Source organism: Microbulbifer variabilis, assembly GCF_020524905.1.
Taxonomy (GTDB): Bacteria; Pseudomonadota; Gammaproteobacteria; order Pseudomonadales; family Cellvibrionaceae; genus Microbulbifer; species Microbulbifer variabilis_A.
In genome coordinates this window covers 1-12,143 of the sequence record NZ_JAIVKI010000006.1, presented here as the reverse complement: position 1 = coordinate 12,143, position 12,143 = coordinate 1, and the positions used below count along the sequence as shown (strand labels likewise).

The 12,143-nt window shown below is 43.8% G+C and carries 9 protein-coding genes; 4 read left to right on the top strand and 5 right to left on the bottom strand.

The window, feature by feature from the left end:
* Positions 1–32 precede the first annotated feature (32 nt).
* Positions 33–1,004: an IS30 family transposase gene (locus LC073_RS08890; protein WP_226646230.1), complete on the top strand. Its 972-nt coding sequence runs from the start codon at positions 33–35 to the stop codon at positions 1,002–1,004.
* Here LC073_RS08890 and LC073_RS08885 read toward each other — a convergent pair.
* The 4 genes from LC073_RS08885 to LC073_RS08870 form a co-directional block, all read right to left on the bottom strand.
* Positions 921–1,664, bottom strand: a complete 744-nt coding sequence (locus tag LC073_RS08885; RefSeq protein ID WP_226646229.1) for an alpha/beta hydrolase — start codon at positions 1,662–1,664, stop codon at positions 921–923. The two genes, LC073_RS08890 and LC073_RS08885, sit on opposite strands and share 84 nt — an antisense overlap.
* A 247-nt stretch (positions 1,665–1,911) precedes the next feature.
* The gene (locus tag LC073_RS08880; protein ID WP_226646228.1) at positions 1,912–3,282 is read right to left on the bottom strand and encodes a M23 family metallopeptidase; all 1,371 of its coding nucleotides are present in this window, start codon (positions 3,280–3,282) and stop codon (positions 1,912–1,914) included.
* Positions 3,283–3,285: 3 nt separating this feature from the next.
* Positions 3,286–4,782: a peptidoglycan DD-metalloendopeptidase family protein gene (locus LC073_RS08875; protein WP_226646227.1), complete on the bottom strand. Its 1,497-nt coding sequence runs from the start codon at positions 4,780–4,782 to the stop codon at positions 3,286–3,288.
* A 22-nt stretch (positions 4,783–4,804) separates the two neighbouring features.
* Positions 4,805–5,182, bottom strand: coding sequence for a BlaI/MecI/CopY family transcriptional regulator (locus LC073_RS08870; protein WP_226646225.1), 378 nt, complete (start codon positions 5,180–5,182; stop codon positions 4,805–4,807).
* Positions 5,183–6,383: 1,201 nt separating this feature from the next.
* On the opposite strand from LC073_RS08870, the gene LC073_RS08865 reads away from it, so the two are divergent.
* The 3 genes from LC073_RS08865 to LC073_RS08855 are packed head-to-tail and all read left to right on the top strand — an operon-like array spanning position 6,384 to position 10,227.
* Positions 6,384–7,268: a peptidyl-prolyl cis-trans isomerase gene (locus LC073_RS08865; RefSeq protein ID WP_226646223.1), complete on the top strand. Its 885-nt coding sequence runs from the start codon at positions 6,384–6,386 to the stop codon at positions 7,266–7,268.
* The gene (locus LC073_RS08860) at positions 7,265–8,293 is read left to right on the top strand and encodes a HupE/UreJ family protein (protein WP_226646221.1); all 1,029 of its coding nucleotides are present in this window, start codon (positions 7,265–7,267) and stop codon (positions 8,291–8,293) included. Before LC073_RS08865 ends, LC073_RS08860 begins: the two co-directional genes overlap by 4 nt.
* A 20-nt stretch (positions 8,294–8,313) precedes the next feature.
* Positions 8,314–10,227: a DUF3604 domain-containing protein gene (locus LC073_RS08855; RefSeq protein WP_226646219.1), complete on the top strand. Its 1,914-nt coding sequence runs from the start codon at positions 8,314–8,316 to the stop codon at positions 10,225–10,227.
* Positions 10,228–10,933: 706 nt separating this feature from the next.
* Here LC073_RS08855 and LC073_RS08850 read toward each other — a convergent pair.
* Positions 10,934–11,674 carry a carbon-nitrogen hydrolase family protein gene (locus tag LC073_RS08850; RefSeq protein WP_226646217.1) on the bottom strand — a complete coding sequence of 247 codons (741 nt, stop codon included), beginning with the start codon at positions 11,672–11,674 and terminating at the stop codon, positions 10,934–10,936.
* Positions 11,675–12,143: the final 469 nt, after the last annotated feature.

The following is a 12,143-nucleotide window of genomic DNA, read 5'->3' as shown; positions in this document are numbered from 1 at the left end:
CTGCCGGTTCTTCTCTGCCAAGAGATTAAGTGATGACAAATAGCTACCGACAGCTGACCGAAGAGCAACGATGCCAGATCTGGGCACTAAAGAAAAGTGAATGGAGTCAGAGGGCAATCGCCAGGGAGATTGGGGTTAGTCAGCCTACGATTTGCAGAGAGCTAGCACGTAATCGAGGTAGAAAAGGCTACCGCTATAAGCAAGCTCAACGGATGACTGAAGAGCGGTGTAGACAGGCGAGAAGACCAACAAAGATGTTACCTAAGACTATTGCACTGATAGAGAGCAAACTGAAGCTGCAATGGAGCCCAGAGCAAGTTTCCGGCTGGCTAGACCTGGAAGAAGGTCTGTCGATTAGCCATGAAACTATTTACCTACACATCTGGGCGGATATGCAGCGTGGTGGAACCCTCTACGAGAATTTACGGCGCAGGGATAGACCTTACAACAAACGAGCTAATGGAAAGTCAACTAGAGGGCATATCAAGAACGCCATCAGCATCGAACAGCGTCCACAAGTTGTCGATGATAAATCTCGCATCGGAGACTGGGAAATTGATACCGTTATAGGTAAAGGTCATAGTGGTGCTCTGGTCACTATTGTAGATCGTAAGAGCAAATTTACACTCTCTCAGCAAGTTGAGCGCAAGACGGCAGAGTTAGTTGCTCAGGCTACCATTGCGCTACTTGAGCCGTATAGGCACTTAGTACACACCATTACCGCCGATAACGGCAAAGAATTTGCTCTGCACGAGAAGATTAGTGAGGCTCTGGACGCGCAGGTCTATTTTGCGCATCCGTATTCATCTTGGGAGAGGGGCCTGAACGAGAACACTAATGGCCTGCTGCGCCAGTACTTTCCGAAAAAAACTGACTTTAAGCTTATAAATCAAGCAGATGTCAGAGCGGCTATTGAGCGTTTAAATAACCGTCCCAGAAAAACACTGGGTTATAAAACTTCTAGACAGATAATGGGAGAATACACGGCTGCCATAGCAGCCTAAAGGATGATGCACTTCAGAGTTGAATGCAGGCCTTTTTGAATACTCTTCTTCAATATTAAAAATTATTCCATTTTTATACCAAAGCGATGGGCTTGTCAGGATATAACTGGAGAAAAGCTTAGGCTTGTTTAACAATACCCAGGCTCCAAAAGAACCGCCTAAAGATTGACCAGCCAAGATTCTTCTTTTGGGGTTAGCACGATAATTTGCCTCAACAAACGGAATTACCTCACTCTCGATAAATCTCAGGTACTCCGGAGCACCGCCGGTTTTATAGCGCTTCCAGCTATCATCAGGCACAGGGGTAAGATCCCGCACCCGACTAAACTGGCCTAGTTCCTCTTTTGCAAAAGAGATGCCGATTACAATCGCCTTATTCATGCTTTTCAGGTGTGTTACACCTGAGGCAACTCTGAATGTATAGGGACCATCATTTAGATATAAAGATGGATAGCTTTTTCTTTTCTTAGCTTTATCGTAATAGCCAGCAGGAGTCTTAATATATATTTGATATTCTCGCCCCAAGATTTTTGAATGAATTGTAAAAACCTCAGAGTTTTCCAACTCCAAAGGCCCAGACCTTTGAACAACAAGCTCTTCTGCCAATATTGAAGCAGAATATAGAGAAAACACCAATACAAAAAAAATCAACCTATACATAACCCGCCCTGTATAACGTACTTTGACCCGAAAAAATCTTTGACTCAGTTAATTTTAAATAGATACTCTAATGAAGGCATAATTTGCCCCAAAATCTCCAGAAGAAATTACCAATGTTTTTACTATTTCTTTAAAACTGAAATTTATACAATGATCGTTGCGACCATTATCCACAATAACCTAGTAGCCATCTCTATTACCAAAACCCAACCATTGCAACAGCTTTAACAAAGCACACAAAATATTTTCATTCTTCCTGTGCCTTGTAAGCCTTTATAGCTTCATCTACCGTCTCAATAAATTCATAGTAACGTTCTAAGCTTTCTCCTGACAAACGACTGGAAGCTGGGAGGTCCAACCTAAGTGGATCAACTGCCTTACCATTTTTATGAATTTCATAATGTAAATGCCGGCCTTTAACCCTGCCTGTAGCCCCTAAATAACCTATCACCTGCCCTTGCTCCACTTTCACACCAGTCTTGATACCCTTGGCATAGCCTTTCAGATGTGCATAAATAGTTTGCACTCCCGATTTGTGGCTAATGCGAATGTAATTGCCAAAGCTACCAAAGTAAGAGGCTCTTTCTATAGTGCCATCTCCAGTAGCAAGAATCGGCATACCTGATGGAGCACCAAAGTCCAGGCCTTTATGCATTCTTGTATAGCCCAATACTGGATGTTTACGCCTACCATAATATGATGACAGGCGCGCATTCTTTAGTGGAGTCTTTATGAGAAAACTTCTTGAGCTTTTCCCTCTGGGGTCCAAGTAATCAACCATTCCAGTCTCACTATCTTCATAGTGATATAGGGAAACTGAATCATTTTTCAAAGTAACTTTAGCAAAATATATTTCATGAAAAACTTCATCACCTTCCACATCATCTCGCAAAGTACTATAAAATATAGAGAAACGATCACCTGAACGAACCTCACGTTGGAAATCTATCTCGTAACTTAAAATTTCATTGAGCTTTGCCAGAGCACCATTATTCAGGCCAAGCCGTAGACAAGACGCATATAAACTTCCTACAATCTCACCTTCTACATAATATTTTTTTAGAGTGGTTGGACTTTTATTCTTAACAACAATAAATTTTTGACCAGACCTCTTTACTTCAAGACTCTCGGCAAATGCTAATTTCACACCAATACTTTGAAACCTTAATTGCTCATCAAAAGTCAATTGAAATGCTTTTCCAGCTGGTATTGCATTCACATTAAAGTGCTCATACAAAATTTTTACAACCGCATAAGCATCCTTATTGCTAATCGAGTTTTCGGTTAGCAAGGACAGTAAACCTTGATTTTTAACAAGAGATACCGACTTTATTCGATCACTTTTCTCAATGGTAAGGACACCATAACCCATATTGGGTTCTCCAATTTGAATATTACCCTCCTTTAAATTGGATTGACCTGCTTTTACTGAATAGAATATTGATAGAACATCGTCATTGAGCTGAAAGATACCTCCTTCCTGCTCTAAGGACTTTGCCTGCAATACCGTTGGACAGAGCATTATTAACAATAGAACAGAAGCAAACTGAAGAATTAAATTGCCATAAAAAGCTAACAACTCCCTTGTAAAAACATGATCAATTAGATACCTTGCCATTGATCAACCAAACCACAATGTAAGCAAGTGTTCTGGATCAACTCTTTCACCCCGCTCAATTAACTCAAAATGCAAATGAGGGCCGGTCACGTTTCCTGTGACACCGACTGTTCCAATCTTCTGTCCAGCTTTTACTGTTTGACCAACGCTCACTTCCCGCGAGTCTAAATGTGAGTAAAGTGTCTGAGCATTGTTCCCATGATCAACAATAATAATCTTTCCATAATTTTCATGTTTGTAGTGATCAGTTGAAACAACAACGATTCCATCAGCAGCAGATGCTATTACCGTACCCAGGGGGGCGGCAAAATCTGTACCTAGGTGAGGTTTCTTTCTAAATTTCTCTAAACCTCCAAATTGACTACTTATACGCGCACCTTCAATAGGTGCCATCCAGATCTCTTTTTTAGAGCTAGCGATTGAGAAACTAGATTTTATAAGAATACCAATAAGAATGAGAAATATAGTAAAACTCACAAGTACCCCCCTAAAGATATCAGAAGCAAAGCTGTTAGGTTTAGAAGCTTCTTGAGCAGTTTCCCTGATATTCACCAATCTTTTCTTAAAAAAATTTAATTGGTTTGCCTCTTCAAATACTGAAAAGGCAACAACACCCTTACAGCTGGCTTGCACAGAGCACTGTTGCAATGTCCGCAGCATTGCCTGGGCATAAACCCTTCCACTTCCCACCTCTGAGGATTTCAATACTTGTCGATCACAGCTAAGTTCAATAGCCCATAATAATTGCCCTTTAACCCACCTAACAAATGGAATAAACCATAAGAAACACACCAAAATATGAGCAATCATGATTAACAATAGGTCTCGCCGACTTATATGCGTTAATTCATGCTCCATAATCAATTGTCGCTCCTTGGCATCCATCAACAACAAATAACTAGGTAGAACAAGATTCAAGTTAAATAAGCCGAACACGAATGGGGAGCACTTAGCCTTTGTTATAATCAGCTTTACATTCTTTTTAGATAAGTAATCAAGCTGCTGATAAGTTAGTAGGCTACCTATAGCTTGCGATTTAAATTCAATCTCATTAGCTATATTTAGCGCTCTAACCAATCTATCATGCCTTCGAAGTATCAGTATCAGGCTCAGCAATACCCCACCAACATACAAAATCATCCAGCCACCAGCTAGAATTCCTAGGTAATCAAAAGCTAGCCTTTTATCCACCAGCTGAGCGTTTTCATTTAATATATGACCAAAATCTGCATCCGGAGGAGTAAGATCATATCTAAATTCAGGTACCAAGCCTGCTGAAGAGAGATCTATTAATTGCGCAAGAAAAAATGGCAAGCCAATCACACATAAAACACACAACCAAAAGCTACGCCAACCAGAAACCCCCCTAGATTTAAAACTAGCCAGGGGGGTTATAGTTCTTACACCGATATAAATTAGGCATGCCCAAATTACAGAAAATATGGATGTAACAAAAAGGTTGGGCGCAAAGAATGACAACGAGGATAATAATTCCTGCATATAATCTCACTACCTCCCCGACTCAATCTACATCAGGCCAGGTATTCAATATTTCTTGTAGCTCTTCCAGGTCCTGATCATTCATTAATTTGCTGTTAGCAAACATAGCTATAGGGAGTGGACCATCCAGCTCAAGAACCCGTGAGGCGAAGTCTGTGGCATATTGCGCAAGCGTTTCGACTTTATCTAGGGCTGCCTTATAGACATGAATACCATGTACATCAGACTGAATCACAAAGGACTTATCTCGCATTCTATCCAATGTTTTCCTAGTGGATGAATAAGACCAGCAAAGTTCGGATTTCACCTTTTCATGCAATTCTTTTGCACTTAGCGGACTCTGCCTCCAGAGCGCCTTTAGCAGGGTAAGCTCTGAGGGGGAAGGTTTGGGTTCTTTCATTTATTTTCTTCTCATGACCTTAAGCGCAATCTTACTACATCAAGCGCAAGTGTGCGACACATGTCGCGCCGCGTCAAGCATAAGATTGCAACTAGTGAATTTTATTTAGCAAATAATTTTTTTACAGTCTTGGTTTCAAATATTAATTTTGCATTTAAAAGGTACGACCAATTGAAGATGACTTCTACCGCTTCCTCTCAAGTAAGAGATTAAGTGGCAACAAGAAGCTATTAACACTTAACCAAACAGCAACTATGCAAGATTTGAGCACTATTTATAAGGGTCTGTACTCTGAGCGAAATGACCTAAATACTTGTGGAGAGGTAATCAGCCAACAATCAATAGAGAGCTAACCCGTGACCATGGTGGTAGGAGTTATTACCATAAACAGACCCACCAGGTGACTCAGGGGCAGCGCAGGAAGGTTAAAAACCACAAGCAGGCTTTTTGAAATGACCGGGCTGCCTTCTATACGGGAAATAACGGCATAGGGAGAGGGCCTTCTTCTCTTCAACTCTATTCATAACCCTAGATGCGCCTGTCTGTCGAATGCCGAATGCCGAATGCCGAATGCCGAATGCCGAATGCCCACAATTGCCAGATTGACTCGCATATTCATTTACCATTAAATTTTTATCGGTTAATTATATTCCAAGGAAATACAGTTAGCTCCCGTCTTCTCTACTACCCTCATCCATACTTGACAGATGGATGTTTTAAGTAATCCACCAATTAACATTATTATTTGATTTTTTTATTCAGTAATGAAAATGGATAAAATACAAGATGCAATCCACTGCTAAATTAATTATGAATATTATTTTACCTTGCTCTAAACTGATGCTACAAATGCGCGCTTAGCAAACACGATTAGCACTTCAGTAATCTTAATCATCAAAATGGATCGAATAAAATATAGAAATTCCATTTGCAGCCTACATCCCTATAATAGGGGCTCTCATAACCAGAGCCACACGGAGAGATGGCATTTTTCCTTAAAAAAATAACCAGAACCGTCCCTCATCCAATATTTACAAAGCTTGTCAACACACAGGTTTTTTACTGATCGGCAATGAAGCAATATTCATCATTCTGATCAATTTGATTAGAAATAGCTTTTGCAAATAGCATATTTTTTGTCGCACAAAGTACCCTTGATTTTATATTAGAGGATCAGACCGAAATAACCACCATGGAGGGGATGCTTATCCAGTTGCTTCTACATATGGCGCGTCAATTGGGGCGTGAACCGATGTTTCATTTTTTAGCCGCTGCCCTAGTGCTATTTACCATCGACAATTGGCAAGATAACCAGGATGGGACCAACAGCGATATTGTCATCGGTGCGGATTACATTGAGTCTTTAGCTGAACAGCACCGCGACCGTGTAGGCCGAATACCAAGTGGCGAGGAGCTCAAGGCAATTGTTATTCGTCACGCCGAGGAAGAGGCGCTAGTACGCTATGGACAGTCATTGGGCTTACACCGCGGAGATCCAATCGTACGCCGACGTGTGATGCAGAAGGTTTACTTTATGGCCGAAACTCTGGCCAGGATCGATGAACCCTCTGATGAAGAACTTTCTGAGTATTTACAGGCGCACGCACACGTATATCAGCGGCCCGCACAACTACGTATAACTCAGATCTATTTTGATACTGAGGTGGTCAACAACGCCCTTATCACAGCGGCTCAAGATAGCCTCAGAGCCGGAGCTGATCCACAGACTATAGGCAGCATGCTGCCCATTGGTCATCGTCTTGGCTGGCAAACCCCATCTGATCTCGACAATCTTTTAGGCGTTGGCTTTGCTGATTCCCTGGCCGATGTGCCTATCGGGGAATGGATCGGCCCGATCGCTTCGCGCTATGGTCAGCATTTGGTATTGGTGATGGCGCGCAGACCTGAACGCACCCCCGAGCTCGAAGAAATCCGCAATCGAATTCGCCAAGACCTTATCACTGAACGTCGTTTGCATGCGCGTCGTATGACAGTTGATAAAATCATGAGCGAGTTTAGTATCCAGATAAACTGGCCTGAAGAGAGGCGACCTGACACCATCGCGATGCGAGAGGTAATGCCATGAAATGGTATTTGCCCGTCCTCATCGTAATCTTAGGATTAAGCACCACAGCCCCACGGTTGACCCATGCGCACGCCTTTGATCCTGCCATCGTCGAGATAGAGGTGATTGACGATGGTTCCACATTTATACGTCTATTGATGTCTCCTACCACTCCCGCTGATGCAGTTCTCAATGTCGAACTACCAAAGCACTGCATACAGGTGAGCAAAATAGATCGACGAATCACCACCGAGCGACGCATTCATAGCTGGAATGTCGATTGCGGACAACAAGGGGTGTTTGGCCACAAGATTAGTGTGTCCGGTAGCAAAGGCCGTACTACTGGGGTAATTATTAGTGTTCATGGTTACGGACTTGAACCTTTTACTGCAGTACTTCCATCACCTCAATCATCAATTCGCTTACCTAGTGAGCCCAGTGCAAAAGGGCACCTCTTCAACACAGCAGTTATCTATCTCCAGCTTGGTGTCGAGCACATCCTATTGGGTGTAGATCACCTGCTCTTTGTGCTCGGCCTACTGTTACTCGTGCGCGGGACAGGTCGGCTGATAGCGACGATTACTGCGTTTACCTTTGGGCACAGCTTAACCCTTGGGTTAGCCGTATTGGGTCTACTGGAGTTGAGGTCAGCTCCAGTGGAGGCGGCCATTGCTCTGAGCATCGTTTTCCTCGCACGTGAAGTTTTGCGAGAGCCAAACTCACTCTCACTAGCCCGTCAGCAACCATGGCTAATTGCGGCGGGCTTCGGGCTCTTACATGGAGTTGGATTTGCCGGAGCGCTTTCCGAGGTAGGAGTGCCAGGAGATGCCATCCCACTCAGTTTGGCCGCGTTTAATGTTGGTGTTGAACTCGGGCAATTGATATTTGTGATCGCGGTACTGTACTCCAGGCACATCTGGCGTAGATGGAGTTTTATCAGTAACGGACTATGGAGAAAAGTGCCTGCGTACTCTATGGGGATTCTGGGCGGTTACTGGGCTTTGGAACGTATAGCCAACGTTACCGGAGTCGGATCAGTAACCTAAAAATCAAGCATGGAGAGTGGATGATGAGTTTAGAAAACTGTGAAGAGAGCAATAGGGGTAGTAAAGGTTGGCTTTTGAAGGCCTTCTGCTCGTGCACAAACCTGTTCGTGTTTGCTTTTATCGCCTTCAGTACCAATGCAAGCACCTTCAGTGAGGTCAAGGCCAAAAAAACTGCGGCCATTGCCACCAGCTTTCGCCCTGAGTGTGATGACTTTGAGCCCCTGCGGCAAGCATATTTTGGAGATTTACATGTGCATACAGCTTACTCATTCGACGCCTATGCATGGGAAACACGCAACGACCCAGCACAAGCTTATCTCTTTGCACGCGGGGAGGCTCTGGACATCGCTCCTCTTGATGAATATGGGCAGGGTACGGTCACCATCCAGCTTGATCGCCCTCTTGATTTCGCGGCGGTAACAGATCACAGCGAATTCTTAGGTGAAGTTAACCTTTGTGTCACTCCTGGTTCTGAGAGCTACGATACTCGGGCTTGCCAGCTCTACCGCACCGGAGGGAAAATTGGGGTCATTGGCATGACTTCGCGCATTCTCAGCCCACTCCCACATCGCAGCCCGTTCCTGTGTGGAGACGATGGAAGTACCTGTCTACAGACTGCAGCCGGCCCCTGGCAGCGCATCCAGGAAGCCGCAGCGGCCGCCAATGACGCCTGTGCATTTACCAGCTTTGTTGGCTACGAATATACCGGAATGCCATTTGGCGCAATGCTGCACCGCAACGTTATCTTCCGTGGTGAAAGTGTCCCCGAGCTGCCAGTGAGCTATTTAGAAGCTCCCACCCCCGAAGATTTGTGGACCCGGTTGGATGCTGTCTGTACAGATGCTGGCACCGGTTGTGAGGTATTAGCTATCCCGCATAACCCCAATTTCAGCCAGGGACGAATCTTTAATGTAGAGTATGGAGGTAATAGCGACCCAGTTATTCAGGCTGAAATCGCAGCTCGGCGCGCCCGGCTTGAGCCGATAATGGAAGTCTATCAGCATAAGGGTTCTTCCGAGTGCGCATTTCCCTTTTTCACCAGCGATGAGGAATGCAGTTTTGAACTCCTCAGCGAAGAGGAAAATGAAGATCCGGGATTTCCCCCACAGGAATCTGACTTTTTACGCGGAGCTTTGGCCCTCGGTTTGAACGAGTCGTTACGACTCGGTGTTAACCCCTTCAAACTCGGAGTAATTGGCAGCACCGATACCCACAATGCCTCACCGGGTGAAGTTAATGAAGCAAACTGGCAGGGACATGTTGGCAAAGAGGACAGTGATGTAGCCAACTCAAGGATCAGCTTCAGCCCCGGAGGCCTTGTGGGAGTATGGGCAGAGGAGAATACTCGGGATGCCCTATTCCAGGCCATGCAGAGACGCGAGACTTTTGGCACTAGCGGCCCACGTATTCGGGTGCGTTTCTTCGGCGGTTGGGACTATGACGAAGGGTTGTGTACGGCTCCAGACATGCTTCAGCAAGCATATAAAAATGGAGTGCCCATGGGGAGTGACCTTCCTGATACGAATACCGATCACGGATCACCGCGCTTCATCCTTCAAGCTATGCAAGATGATATCCCACTGCAAGTAGCCCAGATTATTAAAATATGGTTGGATCAGGATGGCAGCGTGCACGAAAAGGTTTTCGATGTGAATGGAGACCGCGAGAACGGAGCTGGAGTTGACCCACACACCTGTATTCGTAATGGATCCGGTGCTCCCCATTTGTGCTCAGTGTGGCAGGACCCCAACTTCGACCCTACAGGTCCTGCCGTCTACTACGCACGAGTTTTAGAAAACCCAAGTTGCCGCTGGAGTACCTTTGCTTGCAATGCATTGCCGGCGGATGCCCGCCCAAGTCAGTGTTCCGATCCCGGAGTTGCCAAGGCCGTAAAGGAGCGAGCCTGGAGCTCGCCGATCTGGTACCAGCCATAGCTGTGGTCATAATTTCAGCGTGGGGCTCTGTTCTTACAGTCGTACTGTGCCAGAATTGTTGTTAGCCTCACTTTTTCAGATCGTATTCAAAAACACTGTTATTAGCTGACAAATTTAGATCTTTGATAAAGTTTTACAGTTAGCGGAATTAAATTTTCACCACCTTCCTACCCTATTCCTATATATTTGTTTTTTTACCTCTTCACATTTTCTTTATTCATCATCAAAGGCCAATTATTGAAGCTTTTTATATTTTAATCTCTAGACAGAGATGGAACGCCAGTTTAGGAATCCGGGCAACTTAACGGTTTCGGCAAGATGCCACAGTTAAGCAAAATTAAGCAAGGTCATCATACATTCTAATGGGCGATATCCTATGAGCAACCTAGTTGTACAGGCCACAGAAAATTTCTTCGATCTATGAAACAAGGATATCAATAGCCTCAAGAGGCTCGACTAATTACACAGATAACAAACAAACTCAAGGCTGGGTATGCTGATAAATATAAAAGCATGCACTAAGAAAGTAAATTATCTATATTTTAAGAATTAGAACAGTATTGGGCCCTTGCTTCATTTTCATTTTGCCTGTCTAATTAATAACACTAGCTAACGACCCTATATGGTCATTGGAAGCACATCGATATAATTATTTAAGCAGTTTCAACTGATCATAGAGCCCTAGCTTTTGCTAGTAGCAACTTGACTATAGCTCCACCACTTTTGATACCCACTGGTTTTTCACAAACTTTGAAACCACCAACGACGATTTGTCAATACCGGCAATAGCGCTCCCTCCTTTTCCACACCAAGCAGCACTCTTACCACTAGGCTGCCAACCTCCTGTGAGCTGATTGTGATTCGCCATGCTTACTAGCATATTATGTCGTTTAGCGTAATCGGCCAACTTTTTAGTTTCCGCAGTATAACCATGCTCACTGATTAAGACTCCAGCAACATAAACGGAGACTCCCAATTTAGCATATTCTTTGATATGCATTGGGTTATTGATATCCGCACAAACTGCAATACCAATTTTATGATTACAAATTTCAACGACCTTCAAATCTCTGCCCCCCTGAAAATATTCCTCTTCCCCTGGATGTAAATTTATTTTTGAATAAGAAGATATATTTCCATCTGGCGAAAGCACAATAGCACTGATTTTCGGCAAGCCATCTGATTTTAATGGAGCACCAACTACTATATACATGTTAAATTGGCCAGCTAATTTCTGTAAGGGCCGCAATCTTTCATCATCTATGGAAAAAGCCAAGTCTTGGGCCAACTCCGGTTCATATCCAGTTAAAGATAGCTCGGGAAACACAATCAATGAAACCGAGTTTTCACTTGCACGTCTAATCGCATCTCCGTGAGTTTTAGTATTCCTGGCAACATCACCCTTCAAGGAAGGGATTTGTGCTGCAGCAACTATTAAATTCTGCATCTTACAATCTCAGTAAAATAAAAGCTGTGTTTGCTGACTCATTGAGCTTAAAAAAATCACCAACTGATATACTATATTTCTAAGCTACCCTGTTGAATGGAAATCTTTATAAAGATCCTTGATCTTTAAGCTGAAACAGCCCATTAAAAGAACCTATACCCCCCTACTCCCTACCGTATAACTGATCTATCTAATGAGCATCCAAAGAAGTAGTGGTACTATTCATTTTCAATTTAAATAGCCATTTTCCCAAATACTTATACTCTCTCACTGATTTCATAGCCTGGGGTAACTTCAAAGATTGGTTTGTCGTTATCCTTTTTCATCGGCTCATAATGAACCAGTGGTCCATGCGGAAAATAAGGTTACGTAATTTGAGTTCGCGTATACTTGCCCCATGGATACTCCTGACGTTTTCACAATTACCGCTCATGATGCAGCGACCCTGGAAAGCTGGATTCGCAGCACC